8 protein-coding genes are annotated in these 17,863 nt (G+C 71.3%); 3 read left to right on the top strand and 5 right to left on the bottom strand.

Going from position 1 to position 17,863, the window contains the following annotated elements:
- Both LZ017_RS19735 and LZ017_RS19730 read right to left on the bottom strand, forming a co-directional pair.
- A partial coding sequence (locus tag LZ017_RS19735) for a non-ribosomal peptide synthetase (protein ID WP_241398629.1) occupies window positions 1-4,587 on the bottom strand: 4,587 nt, incomplete at its 3' end.
- Between the two features lie 580 nt (window positions 4,588-5,167).
- Window positions 5,168-5,929, bottom strand: a complete 762-nt coding sequence (locus LZ017_RS19730) for a 4'-phosphopantetheinyl transferase (RefSeq protein ID WP_241398628.1) — start codon at window positions 5,927-5,929, stop codon at window positions 5,168-5,170.
- Between the two features lie 165 nt (window positions 5,930-6,094).
- Between LZ017_RS19730 and LZ017_RS19725 the strand changes: the two genes are divergently transcribed.
- The 3 genes from LZ017_RS19725 to LZ017_RS19715 are packed head-to-tail and all read left to right on the top strand — an operon-like array spanning window position 6,095 to window position 8,017.
- A complete protein-coding gene (locus LZ017_RS19725) occupies window positions 6,095-6,598 on the top strand; it encodes a dihydrofolate reductase (protein ID WP_241398627.1) in 504 nt (167 codons plus the stop codon).
- A gap of 29 nt (window positions 6,599-6,627) precedes the next feature.
- A complete protein-coding gene (locus LZ017_RS19720) occupies window positions 6,628-7,203 on the top strand; it encodes a DUF4337 domain-containing protein (RefSeq protein WP_241398626.1) in 576 nt (191 codons plus the stop codon).
- A 49-nt stretch (window positions 7,204-7,252) separates the two neighbouring features.
- Window positions 7,253-8,017 (top strand): DUF4399 domain-containing protein, encoded by a 765-nt coding sequence (locus LZ017_RS19715; protein ID WP_241398625.1) that lies wholly within the window; start codon window positions 7,253-7,255, stop codon window positions 8,015-8,017.
- A 36-nt stretch (window positions 8,018-8,053) separates the two neighbouring features.
- Here LZ017_RS19715 and LZ017_RS19710 read toward each other — a convergent pair whose 3' ends face one another.
- Genes LZ017_RS19710 through LZ017_RS19700 form a run of 3 tightly spaced genes read right to left on the bottom strand, consistent with a single transcriptional unit; the run spans window position 8,054 to window position 17,860 of the window.
- Window positions 8,054-8,998 (bottom strand): PHB depolymerase family esterase, encoded by a 945-nt coding sequence (locus LZ017_RS19710; RefSeq protein WP_241398624.1) that lies wholly within the window; start codon window positions 8,996-8,998, stop codon window positions 8,054-8,056.
- A 59-nt stretch (window positions 8,999-9,057) separates the two neighbouring features.
- A complete protein-coding gene (locus LZ017_RS19705; protein WP_241398623.1) occupies window positions 9,058-10,377 on the bottom strand; it encodes an isoprenylcysteine carboxylmethyltransferase family protein in 1,320 nt (439 codons plus the stop codon).
- A 4-nt stretch (window positions 10,378-10,381) separates the two neighbouring features.
- Window positions 10,382-17,860: a filamentous hemagglutinin N-terminal domain-containing protein gene (locus LZ017_RS19700; RefSeq protein WP_241398622.1), complete on the bottom strand. Its 7,479-nt coding sequence runs from the start codon at window positions 17,858-17,860 to the stop codon at window positions 10,382-10,384.
- Between the last annotated feature and the right edge of the window lie 3 nt (window positions 17,861-17,863).

The following is a 17,863-nucleotide window of genomic DNA, read 5'->3' as shown; positions in this document are numbered from 1 at the left end:
GCGCTCGCAGTGCCAGTCCACCAGGCTGGCCAGCTGGCGGTGCTCCACCATCACGCCCTTGGGCTCGCCGGTGGAGCCCGAGGTGTAGATCACATACGCCAGATGCTCCCCCTTCAGCGCCACCTCGGGCGGCGGCGCCGGCTGCGGCTGCAAGGGCTCCTCCATCGCCTCGTCCAGCGCGAGCAGGCTGGCGCTCATCAGCGCGCGGCAGGCGGGCAGCCCTTGCTGCAACTCGCGCGTGCTCAGCAGCACGCGCGGACGGCAGTCGTCGAGCAGAAAAGCCAGCCGTGCCTCGGGGTAGCCCGGGTCCAGCGGCACATAGGCGCCGCCGGCCTTGAGCACCGCCAGCCAGCCCAGCACCAGTGCGATGCCACGCTCGGCCACCACAGCCACGCGGCTCTCGGGCTTGACGCCCAGCTCCACCAGCCGGTGCGCGAGCCGGTTCGCCCGCGCGTCCAGCTCGGCATAGCTGAGGCTTTGATCGCCCGCCTGCAGCGCCGGCAGCTGCGGATGGCTGCGGGCCCAGGCCTCGACGCGATGGTGCACGCAGACCACGGCCCGCGCCGGCGTCCGCGACGCGGGTGGCGGGTTCAGGCCATGCAGCAGGCGTTCGCGTTCGGCCGCAGACAGCGGCCCGACGCGCCACGACGCCAGCCCCGGCTGCTGCGCCAGCGCCCGCGCCAGCTGCGCAAGGGTTTCGCGCAGCATCGCGCACAGCGCGTCGGCCGCGATGGGCGCGGCGGCCAGCGCGGCCAGCCGGAACCCGTCGCCCAGGTCGTCCACGCGCATGCTGCAGGGGTAGTTGCTCAGCTCGCGCACCGCGCACAGCCGCGTGCCGGGGATGCGCCCCTGGCCCCGCCCCGCCTCGGCCTGTGCCGCACTGTGGCGGTAGTTCATCAGCGACGAGAACAGCGGCACGCCCCGCGGCACGGCGCTGCAGGCCTGCGCCAGCGTCAGCGGCGCGTCCTCGTGCCAGACCAGCTGGGCGAGCAGCTCATGCGTGCGCCGCACCCCTTCGGCCACGCCCAGGTCGCCCAGCGCGATGCGCAGCGGCAGCGTGTTGATGTACAGGCCCAGCGCCGGCCCCGTGGCGGCGCCCGCCTGCGTGCGGCCGAACAGCACGGTTCCGAAGACCGCCTCGTCGCGCCCCGCGCTGGCCGCCAGCACGCGCGCCCAGGCCCAGTGGAACAGCGCCGCCGGGCTCACGCCCAGCAACCGGGCCTGCTGACGCAGTGCCTGCGCCAGCGTCGGTTCCAGCAGCAGCTCGGCCTCGGCGATGGAGGCACCGTCGCCGCGCACATCGACCCGCCCAAAGGGAGCGGTGGGCTCGTCCAGGTCGCCCAGCAGCGCGCGGAAGAAAGCCTCATGCTGCGGCCGCCGCTCGCTGGCGCGCACGCGCGCGACATAGTCGCGAAAAGGCACCGGCGCGGGCAGTTCGGCCGAGCGCCCGGCACGGATCAGCGCGATCTCGTCGACCAGCTGGGCCAGCGTCGTGTGGTCCAGCATCAGATGGTGCAGCAGCAGCTGCAGATGCCAGGCGCCGCTGCGCGCATCGCCCTGGACATAGGCGCGCAGCAGCGGCGCCTGGCCGAGGTCCATGCGCTGGCGGCGCGGATCGGCATGGGCCGCCAGCTGCGCGGCAACGTCATCCGCGGCGGGCAGCGCGGGTTGCTCGACGGGCAGCCGCGCCTCGCGCCACACCAGCTGCACCGGCTCCGGCAAGCCCTGCCACAGCACCGCGCTGCGCAGCACGTCGTGGCGGTCGATCACCTGCTGCAACGCCGCCAGGAAGGCGTCCAGCGCCGCCCGGCTGTCGAAGGACCAGGCGGTGGCCAGCACATAGGGGTCGACCTCGGGCTGCAGCAGGTGGTGAAACAGCAGCCCCTCCTGCAGCGGCGCCAGCGGATAGGCGTCCTGCAGGTTGGCCGCCCCGCCGGGCACGCGGGCCACGAGGTGGTCCACCTGCGCCGCGTCCAGGCGCAGCAGCGGCAGCATGGCCGGCGTGATGTGCCGGGCGTCCGGTGGGATCGCATTCGGCGGCACGGCCCGCGGCGTGGGCGCCGCCCGCGGGCCGGCTTCGATGGCCGCCGCCAGCGCCGCCGGCGTGGGCTGCGCGAACAGGCTGCGCACATCCACCGCCAACCCCGCGCCGCGCAAGGCCTCCATCAGCTCCACCACCAGCAGCGAATGCCCGCCCAGCGCGAAGAAGTCGTCGTGACGCCCCACCCGCTCCAGCCGCAGCAGCCGCGCCCAGATCGCCGCGATGGCCTGCTCCACCTCGCCCCGGGGCGCTTCGTAGCGGCCCTGCGCCAGGGCCTGTTCGTCGGGGGGCGGCAGCGCCTGGCGGTCCAGCTTGCCATTGGGCGTCAGGGGCAGCGCGTCCAGCGGCACGAAGGCCGCCGGCACCATGTAGGCCGGCAGACGCAGCGCGAGGGCCTCGCGCAGCGCCGCGGGGTCCGGCGGCCGGTCGGCGCACACATAGGCGACCAGCCGCTTGTCGCCGGGCCGGTCCTCGCGCACCAGCACCACCGCCTCGCGCACCCCGGGTTGCGCGAGCAGCTGCGCCTCGATCTCGCCCAGCTCGATGCGCAGCCCGCGGATCTTGACCTGCTGGTCGTTGCGACCCAGGAATTCCAGCCGCCCGTCCGGCAGCCAGCGCGCCAGGTCGCCGCTGCGGTACATGCGCGCGCCCGTCTCGCCGCGCAGCTCCGCGAAGGGGTCGGGCACGAAGCGCTCGCGCGTCAGCTCGGGCCGCTTCAGATAGCCGCGCGCCACCTGCGCGCCGCCGATGACCAGTTCGCCCGGAACCCCCACCGGCACCGGCTCGCCCTGCGGGTCCAGCAGGTAGACGGCCGTGTTGGGCAGCGGCCGGCCGATGTGCGCCACCGCGTCCTCCGGCCGCAGCGGCCCGGCCGTCACGATCACCGTGGTCTCGGTCGGCCCGTAGCAGTGGATCAGCTCGAAGGGCAGCGCCTCGGACGGACGGTGGTTGAGCCGCTCGCCCCCGATCAGCAGATGGCGCAGCGCGGGATTGCAGCGGCCCCGCTTCAGCGCCAGCTCGCCCAGCGCCGTCACCATGAAGCAGCTGTGCAAGACCTGACCCTCCCACCATGCCAGCAGCTGCAGCGGGTCGGCCTCGGGTGGCGCCAGCGCCAGCGTCGCCCCCATGCTCAGCGTGGACCAGACCTCCCAGGAGCAGGCATCGAAGGCCACGCCGGCGATGCAGCAGCTGCGCTCGCCCTCGGCCAGCGGCAGGCGCTCGCGGTGCCAGGCCATCATGTGGGCGAGCTGGCCATGCTCCACCATCACGCCCTTGGGCATGCCGGTCGAACCCGAGGTGTAGATCACATAAGCCAGCTGCCCGGGCCGGACCGGATCCGCCGCCGCCGGGACCTCGTCGGCATCGCTGAGGTCGCCATCGCTGGCGTCCATCAGCAGCACGGCGCGGCCGTCGCGCGCGCTGAACGCGGACTTCAGCGCACGGTGGGTCAACAGCACGACCGGCTCGCCGTCGTCCAGCATGGCGTCCAGGCGGGCGCGCGGATTCACCGGGTCCAGCGGCAGATAGGCGGCCCCGGACTTGAGCGCGGCCAGCATCGCGACGACGAGATCGAAGCAGCGTGGCAGCAGCAGCGCGACACGCGCTTCCGGGGCCGCGCCATGGCGGCGCAATCGGCGCGCCCAGCGGCTGGCCGCCTGGTCGAGCTGGCGGTAGCTCATGCGCCGGCCGTCCTGCTCGAGCGCGATCGCGTCGGGCCGCAGCCGCGCCTGTTCCTCGACGAGGTGGTGCAGGGCCTGGAAGGTCCGCGGCCGGTTCGCCGCGTCGTTCCAGTCGAAGAGCACGCGCTGGAGTTCCACGTCGTCCATCCAGGGCAGCCGCGCCAGCGGCTGGCCGGGCTCCGCGTCCAGCCAGGCGCCCAGCATCAGCGCCGTGCGGTGCTGGATGGCGACCAGCCGTTCGTCGTCGATCGCCCCCGGCTGGCCGCTGATGCGCAGATCCAGCCCGGAGCCATGGCGCACCAGCACCAGGGTCAGCGCGCTGAGGCCGCCGCGCCCCGCGCCGGCCGCGGACTCGAGGCGGGTGAAGTCCACCGCCTCGCCCTCCTCCAGCGCGATCATGCGGACATCGCTCCACGGCGGGTTGTCGCGCGCCGCATCGCCACCGGCTTCGGCATCCGGTGGCGCGAGCGCGCGCGCCAGCGCCTTCAGGCAGTCCTCCACCGCATCGCGGGACAGCGACCAGCCGCAGTGCCGCGCCGCCGGGCCGGACTCGGTACGGCGCTGCAGCGCGATGCGCAGCGGCCGCGGCTCCATCTGCATGCGCGCGACGCAGGTGCAGCACAGCAGCAGCAACAGCAGTTCGATGCCCAGGCCCTGCTCGGCCAGCCGGGCCTCGATGCGCGACTTCCAGCGCCGGTCCAGATGCCAGATCACCGGGCTCAAGGGGCTCAACGGTGTCGAAGCCTGCGCCCCTGGCGGACGGGTGTCGAACAGCGGCGACGGCGTCTGCGCATCGACGGCGTCCTCGGACGTGGCGGGCGCTTCATGCGGGATTCCAATCGCGGCGGGCGCCGGGGTTTCTTTCACGGTCCAACTCCAGGAAAGGCTCCGCCCGTCTCTGCCCGGGCATCGACCAGAAGAAAAGGGGCCGCCCCCGCCCGGCATGGCCATGCACGGGCGAGCGAGGTCCTGGCGCGGCCACGGACCGGTCCGCGGCGCTGAGCGATGCAGCGCGGCGGACCGGCCGGGCCGGCGCCCGGCAGACGACGAACGAAGGGACTCAGGCCGGAGGGATGGCGGGGCTCAACGAAGCGCCTTGGCGCGATCGGACCCTGGCCTCCATTGCCCGAGACCGGACGGGGACAGCGCTAGGCGCCGCCTGTAGAACAGCCCGGGCTGTGCCGGGCCTGTGCGGACCGCGCGGACCGCCGGATGGACAAGAGCCGCCACCAGGACGGACGGACAAGGGGCAGAGACAACATGACACCTCCCAATGCGTGAGCGATGAACGCTGGCGCCTTCACGGGCCGAGGGCAACGTCTGACGCGCTGCTCATTCGGCAAACACACCAAGGTCGTGTTCAATGTAGGTGCAGGGCCAGCAAGGGTCAACACGCCGGCCTGCAACTACCCGTGTCAACTCTCAGATTGAGCAGGGTGGCCCGTCATCACGGTCGCGCTTCGAAGAAGGTCAAGAAGCGGTCGGTATCGATTCGTGTGTAGCCCAGCTCGCAATCGCGCCCACGCGCGAAGCCGTCCGGATGCAGGTCTTCGGCGAGACGCAGCACGATGCGGCAGTGGGCCGGGTCGATCGACAGCACGCGCGCCGCGCTGAAGTCGAAGAAGCGCCCGACGACCGGATAGGCGCCCTTGTACAGGCTCTCCTTGGCCGAGAAGACCAGGGTGACCAGCTCGTCCAGCGACAGCGGCCCCGCGAGGGCCACGAGCCGCGCGAGTTCCTGCGCGTCGAGGGCCTGCTGGCGCAGCGCGGCCTGCGACTCGCCCGTCGCGGTGCGCTCCAGGTCCACGCCCAGTCCGCGATGGCGGTGCTGCGGACCGGCCACGGCGCAGGCCAGGCCGTCGACATGGGAGATGCTGCCCACCAGGCCCGGCGGCCACAGCGGTTCGCCGGCCGGCCCCTTGCCAACGTCCCCCGTGCCCTGCCGCTGCTCGATCAACGCGGCGCGCGCGGCCAGGCGGCCGAAGAAGAACTCCGCCTGGCGACGCGCCACGCTGCGCGCCACCGACGCGGGCCTGGCGATGCCCGCCTCGTCGAACAGCGAGGGGCGAAACCGCGCGGCGTCGAACGCGACCAGATGCAAGGCCAGCTCGCCGCCCGCGGGCAGCGCGAGCAGGCGGCGCTGCGCTGTCGCGCCCGGCATCGACGAGGTCAGGCCTTGCGCGGCGGCGGGCCCCAACAGAGAAGACATCGAACAACACCTCCGTGTGCATGGCGCGGGGTCCTCGCCTCCCGCGGCCGGGCGGGGGGGCGGTCCGGCGGCGCAAGGGCAAAGAGGCCTGGCAGCTATGGAAGAATAGCCGCGAGTGGCCGCCCCGGCGGTGCTCGTCCCGCCTGTTCGCCTTCTATTCGCCCCATGCCCCACCTGACCCTCATCGCCGCGCTGGACCGCCACCGCGGCATTGGCCGCGACAACGACCTGCTGGTCCGCATCCCGGAGGACATGGCGCGCTTCAAGGCGCTGACGCTGGGCCACACGGTGGTCATGGGCCGCAAGACCTGGGACTCCATCCCGGCGCGCTTTCGCCCGCTGGTGCAGCGGCGCAACCTGGTGCTGTCGCGCCAGCCCGGCCTGCGGCTGGATGGCGCCGAGGTGTTCGACAGCCTGCCGGCCGCGCTGGCCGCCTGCGGCGCCGACGAGCAGGTTTTCGTGATCGGCGGCGCCCAGGTCTATGCGCAGGCACTGCCGCTGGCCGACGCGCTGGAGCTGACCGAGCTGGACGCCGAGTTCGCCGCCGACGCCTTCTTCCCGCCCCTGCCCGAGGGCGCGTTCCGCGAGTCCTCGCGCGAGGCCCGCCACAGCCCGGCCGAACGCGGCCATGGCTGGGATTTCCATTTCGTGCGCTACCAACGCCGCTGATCCCTTTCAAGACATCCAAGGAGTACCCCATGTCCGGAGCCGGTTTCCACGTCCACGGGCCGCATGACCATGAGCTGGAGCATGCCGCGCAGCACGAACCCAAAGGCCTGGCCGGTCAGCTCGCGGTGATCACCGCGGTGCTCGCCACGGTGGGCGCGCTGTTCGCCTACCAGGGCGGGGCGACGCAGGCCAACGCCGGCCTGTACAAGAACAACGCCGCCATCAAGAAGACCGAGGCGGCGAACAAGTGGGCCTACTTCCAGGCCAAGAGCAGCAAGCAGAACCTGGCCGAGCTGGCGCTGGACCTGGGCCCGGCCGACCAGAAGGCCAAGTACCAGGACAAGATCGCCCGCTACGAAAAGGAAAAGAACGAGATCAAGGGCGAGGCCGAGGCCCTGGAGCAAGAAGCCAAGGACTGGGACCACAAGAGCGACGAGCAGCTGCACCTGCACCATCGCTGGGCCCAGGCCACGACCGCGCTGCAGGTGTCCATCGCCCTGGCGGCGATCGCGCTGCTGACCAAGAAGCGCTGGATGGAAGGCGCCACGCTGGTCGCCGGCGGCCTGGGCGTGCTGCTGGGCGCGCTGGCCTGGTTCCACGTCTGACGCGTTCGCCATGGCGGCCTCCATGCCCCGGTCGACGCGGATCCCGTGCATGCTGGCGCTCGCGCTGGGCCTGGCGCTCGCGCTGCCCGCACGGTCCCAGTCCCCCCACCCCTGGCTGGTGCCGGCGCCGCGCCTGGCCAAGCAGGCCCACTTCACCAACCTGGCCGACGGGGCCCGCATCGAGACGCCCTTCGTGCTGAAGTTCGGCCTCACCGGCGCCGGGCTGGCGCCCTTCGTCAAGGAACAGGCCGGCACCGGCCACCACCATCTGCTGATCAACCGCGATCTGCCGATGGACCTGACCCAGCCCCTGCCCTTCAACGACCAGTACATCCACTTCGGCAAGGGCCAGATGGAGACGGTGCTGACGCTCAAGCCCGGCGACTACACGCTGCGCCTGGTGCTGGCCGACCACCGCCACGTGCCCAACTTCATCTACAGCAAGCCGGTGCACATCACGGTGACGCGCTTCAACGCCGACGTGGCGCCGGACAGCCTGAGCTCGCCCGGCGTCGCGGTGCTGCTGCCCAAGAACCAGGTGCCGGTCCGCACGCCGCTGCAGGTGCTCTTCCATGCGTCCAAGCTCAATGTCTCGCACCACGCGCTGCAGCAGCCGGGCACGGGCCATTTCCGCCTCAGCATGGCGGCCGAGGGCGGACGCAGCGAGGTGATGGACTTCGCCGAAGGCCAGACCGAGGCCTGGCTGATGCCGCCGCGCGGCCGCTACAGCCTCAAGGTGGACTTCATCGACAACACCGGCACCGGCGCCGTGCTGCACAGCAGCGCGCCGGTGGCGCTCAGCGTCGGGCCCTGAGGACGCTCGGCCCGCCCAGGTTGGCGCCGGCCAGGCTCAGCCCAGCACACGCTGCTGGCGCAGGAAGTCCAGCGCGATCGCGGTCAGCGGCGGTCCGTCGCGCGATACATGGGCGTGCCCGCCGGGCGCGCCGGTCCACGCGTGGCCCATGCCCGGCAGCCGGTGCAGCGCCAGGCGCAGCCGGCCATCGTCGTCGCGCCAGGTGCGGGCCTCGCCTTCCCGCGCGTCCCGCAGCTCGCCGTGCGCGCGGGCCAGCACCCCCCGGGCCTGGTCGGCCAGCTGGTCGGCGCAACACGGCGCCACGACCTCGTCGGCGTCGCCTTGCAGCACCAGCAGCGGCGCGCAACGCTTCAGCAGCAGCGTGGCCAGCGAGGGCGAGGTCGGCAGCCCCTGGCGCATCACCCGGCGCGGGTCCTGCAGCGGCGCTCGGCCCAGCAGCGGCGGTGCCGCGACCGTCACCGCGGCATCGAAACAGTCGGCATGGTGGAAGGCCAGCAGCGCCGCCAGCGCGCCGCCGGCACTGAGGCCCGCCACCGCGGTCGCGCCCACCGCGTAGCGGGCCTGGGTGGCGGCCAGCGCCTGCAGCACCACGTCCTGCTCGCCGCGGCCGGTCTGGGCCGCGGGATGGAACCAGTTCCAGCAGCCATAGGGATTGGCGTCGCGGCGCTGCTCCGGGCACAGCAGCCGGAAGCGGTGGCGCTCGGCCTCCCGCACCCAGCCGCTGGCATGGGCAAAGGCCAGCGCCTCCTGGCGGCAGCCGTGCAGCAGCACCAGCAGCGGCGCCGGATCGGCGTCGGCCAGGCCGGCCGGGCAGTACACCGCATAGGACCAGCGCCGCAGCGACCAGGGCCAGGTCCACCAGGTCCAGCGCGCCACCGGCGCCTCCAGTTCGGCCTGCCGCCAGCGGCCCCGCCACAGGCCCAGCCGCCGCGCCCACCAGGTGCGCAGCCGCCGCCACAGCGATGCAGGAGTCCAGGCCATGGCGCCACGCTAGCACGCGGCGCGGTCACCCGTGTGGCCGCGCGGCCCGACCCGCCCGTTCAGGGTTGGGGCATCGCCTCGCCGTCGCTCGCGCGCGCCGGCACCGCGGCGGCCGGACGGCCCCGGCGCAGGCGCGCCAGCAGGCCATGGGCCGCGATCCATTGCGCATAGGCGCGGTAGTCCGCGTCGCGCGACAGGTGCGCCTCTTCGGTGCGCGCGCGCAGGAAGTACACGCCGTTGAGCATCAGCAACAGCAGGCAGTGGCGCAACGCCTCGGCCGCGCTGCCGTCGCTGCCAATCAGGAAGGGCACCGAGATCAGCCACCAGGACAGGTTCTTGGCCAGATAGGCCGGGTGCTTGCTGAAGCGATAGGGGCCGCTGGTGATGATGCCGCGATGCGTCAGGTTGGAGAAGCGCGCGCCAAAGACCACCGTGGCCCAGACATAGAGGCCCGTCAGCAGCAGGATCAGGCAGGCCCAGAACCCGTACAGCCAGGGCGTGTTCCACAGCCACTGCCCCCAGGTGTTGCCGGCGTTGTAGGCCAGGTACTGCTTGTCGAACAGGCTCCAGAACGGCTGATAGCACAGCAGCGCCACCGACCAGCCCAGCATGCTCGGCTCGGTGGAGCGCAGGTGCGTGTCCGTGGCGCGCAGCGACATCAGGTAGCCCAGCGACACCAGGCCCACGTCGATGAAGTACAGGAAGCCGAACAGAAAGTCGTAGACGAAGCGGAAGGCGGTCAGCTGTGCGAAGTCGTAGCGCACGAAGCGCTCCAGGTCGTTGCACATGTACGTGAACATCAGCGGCAGGAAGAAGCCCTTGACCAGCCAGCCCAGCAGGTGGTTCCAGACCCGCGCGCGGTCCACGCCCTCGCGCCGCATCAGCAGCAAACGGCCCAGCATCCAGTAGCCGTCCTGAGGCTTGGGCATGCGTGCGTCCACCCAGTACAGATAGGGCAGCGCCAGCAGCAGCCAGGGCGGCAGGATCAGCTTCAGCAGCTCGTAGTAGCGGCCATAGAAATCGCCGTGGTACTCCGGGAACAGCCAGTACAGCCAGGCCACGAAGCCCACGCTGCCCAGCAGGCCCACGAACTTGTGCAGCGTGCGCTCCCAGCTCGGGGCCCAGTGGCCGGGTGCCATGCCGGTGCTGACGCGCCGGTGGACCCGGTACACGCCCAGGTCCACCACGGCGACAGCGACCCCCATCAGCACGATCAGGAACAGCGCCGCGTGGACGGTGTTGCCGCCCAGCCCGGGCACCGCGCCGATGCGCAGCAGCCCGAGTCCGCCCAGGAAGGCCAGCAGCAGCGCCAGCGCCGTCCAGCCGCCGGTGGCCGATGGCGGCAGCGCGGGCGAGGCCCCTCGACCTTCGGACGCCATCGCCTCAGCCCTCCTTCACCTGGATCAACACGGCCTTCACCCGGGCCGCCTCGGCCTGCAGGCGCTCCTTGGCCACCGCCAGGCCGATCAGCACGATGTGCCGGTCGTCCAGCGCGCGGCGCATCGCCTGCGGCACGCGGATCACCAGCGTCCCCTCGGGCGACAGCCCCACGGTCAGCTTGACCGCGTTGCGCGTGCTGCCCGGCAGCTGATAGTCCAGCGTCACGAAGCGCGTCTTGGCCAGGTTGGGCTTTTGGAGGCTGCCGACCTCGCCGGCCGCCAAGCTGGCCTTCATGGACTGGCCCTGCTCGGTGATCTTCAGCAGGCCGGCCGGCTTCTGCCCCTCGCCCGCGGCCTGCGTGAACAGCGGCACTGCGGTGCTCAGCGCCGAGCCCGCGCGCCCGCTGCCCTCGCCGCTCACGACCAGCTGCGCGGCATCGCCGCTGAAGGACAGCTGCGTGCCGGTGGAGCCGAACTGCCCCGCGCCGGTCATGCCACCGGAGGCGCTGTGGGACGCGCCACTGCTGCTGCCGCGACCGCCGGAGCCCGACGACGAACCCGAGCCACTCGCGCCGCCGGACGACGAGCCGCTGCCCGACGCGCCGCTGGTGCCGTTGCCGGCGCCGGAGCCCGACGAAGAACCCGAACCACTCGCGCCGCCAGACGACGAGCCGCTGCCCGACGCGCCACTGGTGCCGTTGCCGGCACCGGAGCCCGACGACGAACCCGAGCCACTGGTGCCGCCGGACGACGAGCCACTGCTCGATGCACCGCTGGTGCCATTGCCGGCGCCCGAGCCCGACGACGAACCCGAACCACTCGCGCCACCGGACGTCGAGCCGCTGCCCGACGCGCCGCTGGTGCCATTGCCAGCGCCGGAGCCCGACGACGAACCCGAACCACTCGCGCCACCGGACGTCGAGCCGCTGCCCGACGCGCCGCTGGTGCCATTGCCAGCGCCGGAGCCCGACGACGAACCCGAGCCGCTGGCGCCGCCAGACGACGAGCCGCTGCCCGACGCGCCGCTGGTGCCATTGCCAGCACCGGAGCCCGACGACGAACCCGAGCCACTGGTGCCGCCGGACGACGAGCCACTGCCCGATGCGCCACTGCTGCCGTTGCCGTCACCGGAGCCCGACGACGAACCCGAGCCGCTGGCACCGCCAGACGACGAGCCACTGCCCGACGCGCCGCTGGTGCCATTGCCGTCACCGGAGCCCGACGACGAACCGGAGCCGCTGGCGCCGCCAGACGATGAGCCGCTGCCCGACGCGCCACTGCTGCCATTGCCGTCGCCGGAGCCCGACGACGAACCCGAGCCGCTGGCACCGCCAGACGACGAGCCACTGCTCGATGCGCCACTGCTGCCGTTACCGTCACCGGAGCCCGACGACGAACCCGAGCCACTCGCGCCGCCGGACGACGAGCCGCTGCCCGACGCGCCACTGCTGCCATTGCCGTCGCCGGAGCCCGACGACGAACCCGAGCCGCTGGCGCCGCCAGACGACGAGCCACTGCCCGATGCACCGCTGGTGCCATTGCCGGCACCGGAGCCCGATGACGAACCCGAGCCGCTGGCGCCGCCGGACGTCGAGCCGCTGCCCGACGCGCCGCTGGTGCCATTGCCAGCGCCGGAGCCCGAGGACGAACCCGAGCCGCTGGCGCCGCCGGACGACGAGCCACTGCCCGATGCGCCACTGCTGCCATTGCCAGCGCCGGAGCCCGACGAAGAACCCGAACCGCTGGCGCCGCCAGACGACGAGCCACTGCCCGATGCACCGCTGGTGCCGTTGCCGGCGCCGGAGCTCGACGACGAGCCCGAGCCGCTGGCGCCGCCAGACGAGGAGCCGCTGCCCGACGCGCCACTGGTGCCGTTGCCGGCACCGGAGCCCGACGACGAACCCGAGCCACTCGCGCCGCTGGACGACGAGCCACTGGTGCCATTGCCGGCGCCGGAACCCGACGAAGAACCCGAACCGCTGGCACCGCCAGATGATGAGCCGCTGCCCGACGCGCCGCTGGTGCCATTGCCAGCGCCGGAGCCCGACGAAGAACCCGAACCACTCGCGCCGCCAGACGACGAGCCGCTGCCCGACGCGCCGCTGCTGCCGTTGCCGGCACTGGAGCCCGACGAAGAACCCGAACCGCTGGCGCCTGCACCGCCGCCGCCGGACGACGAGCCGCTGCCACCGATCACAATCAATCCGCTGCTGCTGCCCGAGCCTCCAGAACCTGAGCCACTGGAGCCAGATCCGCTAGAGCCAGGCACAGGCGGGGGAGCCGGCGGCGGAGGCGGGGCTGGCGGAAGCGGAGTTCCTCCCGAAGAGCTGCCACTCCCCGAGCCACTGCTGGAGCCGCTGCCCGACGAGGTGGACCCGCTGCCGCTGCTGCTGCCCGACCCGCTGGTCGAACCCGAACCGCTGCTGGAGCCGCTGCCCGACGAGGTGGACCCACTGCCGCTGCTGCTGCCCGACCCGCTGGTCGAACCCGAGCCGCTGCTGGAGCCACTGCCCGACGAGGTGGACCCGCTGCTGCTGCTGCTGCTGCTGCTGCCCGACCCACTGGTCGAACCCGAGCCGCTGCTGGAACCGCTGCCCGACGACGTGGACCCACTGCCGCTGCTGCTGCCCGACCCGCTGGTCGAACCCGAACCGCTGCTGGAACCGCTGCCCGACGAGGTGGACCCGCTGCCGCTGCTGCTGCCCGACCCACTGGTCGAACCCGAACCGCTGCTGGAGCCGCTGCCCGACGAGGTGGACCCGCTGCCGCTGCTGCTGCCCGACCCACTGGTCGAACCTGAACCGCTGCTGGAGCCGCTGCCCGACGAGGTGGACCCACTGCCGCTGCTGCTGCCCGACCCGCTGGTCGAACCCGAACCACTGCTGGAGCCGCTGCCGCTGCTACTGCCTCCATCCTTCGGGACCAGGATCGTTCCATTGCGGAACGTGATCTTGTAATTGGGATTGTTGGCGTCGGTCAGCGTGCCCTGAACGATGTTCGTGGTCTCGCCCTGGCTGTCGGTTCTGCTGGAGCCGTACGCCAGCACGCCGGTGAGGCTTTCTCCCTTGAGCAGGCCCCGGGCACCTTTCTCTTCCTCTACGCCGTACTTCAGGGCCTGGGGATCGACCTTGACACTGGACGTCAGGCTCTCGGCCCAGGCGTTCACTTCACGGCGCAAGATATCCCCAATGCCGCTGACGCTGGTGCTCGCCAGCTTGTAGCCGTAGACCTTGGTACTGCCGTTCTTCGCCATGCCCGAGAAGCTCAGGCTGCCCGTGATGCTGCGATTGCTGCCGGCGTTCCGGTCGTTGTACTGGCCAGATCCCTCGATCGCAGCAATGTCCAGCGTGTCGCCGTCCAGCAGGCCGCTGAAGCGCAGCTGGCTGGCATCCAGCTTGATCGCGGTCGTGCCGTCGTAGACCTTGTTGACCTTGGTGGCGAAGCTGGCCGTGATCGTCGGCGCGACGCTGTAGAAGAAGCCCTTACCCTGCCCCAGCACCGGGCTGCTGCCGTGCTTCGCGTCGTACTGCTTGAAGTCGGCTTGCAGGCCGCCGGTCTGGTTCGCCGACGGGTTGGCCGACCAGACCTGCCAGGACCCCTTGGCCGTGCTCAGCGCCGAACTGCCGGCGTTGTTGATGAAGGACTTGCCAGCCACCATCACCAGCGCAGCAGCGCTCTCCGCCGTCGAACTGAGGCCGGCATTGAGCGTGATGTTGTTACCCGCCTTCAGCGTCAGCTCGCCAGCCACGGCAACCTGCGCGTTGACGAAGATGTCGTTCGTCGCTTCCAGCGTGACCTTGCTGCCCGCGGTGGCCAGCGCCGCCACCGCGGCAGGCGTCATGAACTCGCTGTTGGGCGCCACGGCAGAGCCGCCAAAGACGCCATTGGGCGCCATGCTGCCGTCGACCAGCGCCACGCCGCCGGCATAGTCCATGGTGCCATTCCGCCAAGTGTTGTTGACGACGACATAGTTGCCATTTCTGAGCGCCAGCACCGAGTCCGACGATCCCCCTCCCGTCCCCAACAGCGAACTCGTCAGCGGCAAGGCACCCGTCTTGCGCGTCGTGCCATCCACCCATGTGAGGACTCCTCCGTACGCACTGTTGTAGCTGCTGACCAGGTAGACCTTGCCTCCCTGTAGGACCGTGATGCCTACCCCAACCATGTCGCCCGCTTTGGTACCGACCAGCGCATTCGCTGGCGTGACGGTGCCCACGCGGGACGTCGGGCTGGCGCCATCGACCCAGACCACGGCGCCGGCGTCCTTCACGCTGCCGTTGTCCCAACGAGGGCTGTAGACAAGATACTTGCCATCGGCCAGTGCGACCACGCCATTGCCTCCGCTGCTGGCATAGCCACCGAGAAGATCCATCGCCGTACTGCCCACCAGCGAATTCGTGGCCGAAACCGTGCCCTTGACACCCGTGGTAGCACTGCCCCAGGTCACCGCCCCTGCGCCCACCGCGCTGCCGTTGTTCGACCATTGCGGACTACGCACGACGAAGTTGCCATCGTTGAGCAGGGTGATGCCACCGTATCCCACCTGATCCTCGGTCGAACCGCCCACCAGCGAGTTGGCGGCGCCAACCGTCCCCACCCTGGAGCCGGCGTTTGTGCTGCTCACCCAGGTCACCGCCCCCAATCCCCCGCCCCAGGACGAACTGGCCACCACATAGTTGCCATTGCTCAGGGCATAGACGCCACTGCGGCCCACCCGGTCGTTGCTGCTGCCGCCGACCAGCGAATTGCCGGTCGACACCGTACCCACGCGCGATCCGGCCGATGCGGCGTTGACCCAGGTCACCGCGCCAGCATCGGCAATAGCGCCGTTGTCCCAAGACGGACTGGCGACCACGTAGTTGCCATTGCTCAGCGCCGTCACGGCTTCGCCGACACGATCGGCGGTGCGGCTCCCGACCAGGGAGTTGCCGGCGCTGACCTTGCCGACGCGAGAGGCCGGGTTGCTCGCATCGACCCAGGTGGCCGCACCGATGTTCCAGGTCGGTCCCCCCGCATCCCATTTGGAGAACCAGGGGCTGGAGATGACATAGTTGCCATCGGCCAGCACCACCACGCCTCCCCGGCCCACGTTGTCGGACTGGTTGGAACCGATCATCGAATTGGCCGACGAAACCGTCCCCACGCGCGAAGCCGGATCCTTGCCGTTCACCCAGGTCACGGCACCGACTTCAGCTTGAGACGGGCCGGACTCACCACTCCATGCCGGGCTGACGATGACATAGGCTCCGTCCTTCAACGCCACCACGCCGCCCTTGCCCACGAAGTCCGCGTTCTTGGTGCCGACCATGGAGTTGCTGGCCGCCACCGTTCCCGTCATCGTCTTGCTGCCGTCCACCCAGGTCACGGCGCCGAGCACGGGCTTGGTGCCGTCCGTACCGCGCCAATACGGGCTGACCACGACATAGTTGCCATCGCTCAACGCGGTCACACCGCCCGAGCCTATGCTGTCGTAGGCCTTGCCGACCAGCGAGTTGGACCGCGAGACCACGCCGTTGACGCCCAGTGTCGAGCTGCCCCAGGTGATGGCGCCATGGCTGCTGCCTTCGTCATTCCAGTCGCCCATGTTGGCCCCAGGGCTGACGATGACGAAGTGGCCGTTGGCGAGCTTGGTGGCGCTGAGCGCGGGGCTCGTCGTGGCGTAGAGGGCACTGATCAGTGCACCGCTCTTTCCGTCGTAGAGAAAGGCCCGCCCGCCCTTGGCCGTGGGGTCAGAGGAACTGGCCAGTACGAGGATGTTGCCGTTGTCCAGCTCGATGACGCCACCGCTTCCATGCCGGTTGCCGGCACTTGGCGAGGGATCGTCCAGCATCAGATGGCGGCCGCCCATGCCCTGGTTGTCGATGATCAGGTTGTACGGATCCAGCAGCAGTTCGCTGCCCACGCCGGTCTCGACCTTGCCGCCGTAGTTCAGCGTGCCGCGGCCCGAGATCTCGACAAAGCTGCCTGCCCCGGTCTTGGCTTCGCCCCAGTAGCCGGTATCGCCGTCGGCCCACACCACCAGCTTGGCGCCCTGCCCTTGGGCACTGAGCCGGGTACCCTGAGCCACGCGCGTCGTCTGTGCGTTGGCCAGCGTACCCATGGCTGCGCTGGACTCGCCCTGCTTGTCGCCACCGATCAGCAGACGCCCGCCCTGTTGGCCGTCCGCGCTCAAACTGGCGGCCGACAGCGTGAGCTGCTTGCCGCCAAGGGCCACCGAGCCACCCTGCTGGCCGCCGTTGGCCTGCACCGTGCCGGAGACATACACCTTGTCCGCACCGCCGATCAGCACCGAGCCGCCGCGCAGATCGCCATTGGCGCTGATGACCGCGTCGCGCGTTTGCACGAGGCTGACCGAGGCCTTCAGGACCACGTCGCCACCATTGCCGTTGGCGCTGACCCGACCGGCCTGCAACAGCTCCTGCGCGTCCATCGCGACACGCCCGCCATCGGTCGTACCGCTGGCGTCGATCTGGCCAGTCTGGCTCAGCAGGCCGCCCTTCAGCGCCACGGCACCGCCTTGGCGGCCCGTCGCGTCAAGACGTCCGCTCTGGTCGACGAGCGCGCTCTCCAGCACGATGCGCCCACCCCGCTCGCTCAGGCCCTTGGCCTCGACCACGCCGGTGTTGTTCACCGCCGCCCGGGACAGCGATTCGGCCGCCTGCGCGCTCAGCAGCGCCACGCCGCCGCCCACCGACACCAGGCCCTGGTTCTCCACCAGCGCGTCCACCGTGCCTTTGTTGACACGCAGGCTGATCAGCCCGTCGCCGCCGAAGTCCACGTCCACCGCCTCGGCCGCCACCAGCGCGGCCGCGCCGGCGTCGGCACGCAGGCTGCCTTCGTTGCGCACCACCGGCGCGATCAGCGCCACGCGGCCGCCCGGCAGCGCCGTGATGCTGCCTTGGTTGAGCACCATCGCCCCCGGCTGGCCGCCGTCGAAGCGGTACTTGCCGTTCAGGAAGTCCTGGTCGCTGAGCTTCAGCGTCGAAGCCACCAGCCCGCCCACGTTGACCTGCGAGCCCTGACCGAAGACCACGCCCGCGGCATTGAGCAGCAGCACCTGGCCGTTGGCGCTGAGCTGGCCGAAGATCTGCGACGGCGTCTGCGACCCGACCACGCGGTTCAGCGCCACGCTGCTGCTGCCGGGCTGCTTGAACTCCACGCGCGCGCCGCTGCCGATGTCAAAGCTCTGCCACTGGGTGATCAGCTTGTCACTGCCCTGGTGGATGGTGAGCTGGCTGCCCTGCTGCTGGATGTTGGCCTGGCCGTGCACGACCTGCGCGCCGCTGGGCAGGGTCTGCGCCGACACCGGGCTGGGCGGCCCCACGGGCGCGGCCAGCGCGGCCGGTGGCGTCAGCAGCCCCGGCAGCAGCGCCGCCAGCAGCACGCGGGCCGAGGCCTTCTTGCCGCGTGCGCGCGCGATTTCGGACACCGGCACCCAGCAGCGGGTCAGTTCATTCCAGATCAGGCGGTAGGTCTTGTTCATGGC

Source organism: Pelomonas sp. CA6 (assembly GCF_022549225.1).
GTDB lineage: Bacteria > Pseudomonadota > Gammaproteobacteria > Burkholderiales > Burkholderiaceae_C > Roseateles.
Note: the sequence above shows the minus strand (reverse complement) of the source record. Positions and strands in the feature narration are given on the sequence as shown.

Bases quoted from the DNA above. Each gene is read 5' to 3' on its own strand.
- LZ017_RS19730 (WP_241398628.1), bottom strand. From the start codon at position 5,929: ATGTCTTCTCTGTTGGGGCCCGCCGCCGCGCAAGGCCTGACCTCGTCG.
- LZ017_RS19725 (WP_241398627.1), top strand. From the start codon at position 6,095: ATGCCCCACCTGACCCTCATCGCCGCGCTGGACCGCCACCGCGGCATT.
- LZ017_RS19720 (WP_241398626.1), top strand. From the start codon at position 6,628: ATGTCCGGAGCCGGTTTCCACGTCCACGGGCCGCATGACCATGAGCTG.
- LZ017_RS19715 (WP_241398625.1), top strand. From the start codon at position 7,253: ATGCTGGCGCTCGCGCTGGGCCTGGCGCTCGCGCTGCCCGCACGGTCC.
- LZ017_RS19710 (WP_241398624.1), bottom strand. From the start codon at position 8,998: ATGGCCTGGACTCCTGCATCGCTGTGGCGGCGGCTGCGCACCTGGTGG.
- LZ017_RS19705 (WP_241398623.1), bottom strand. From the start codon at position 10,377: ATGGCGTCCGAAGGTCGAGGGGCCTCGCCCGCGCTGCCGCCATCGGCC.
- LZ017_RS19700 (WP_241398622.1), bottom strand. From the start codon at position 17,860: ATGAACAAGACCTACCGCCTGATCTGGAATGAACTGACCCGCTGCTGG.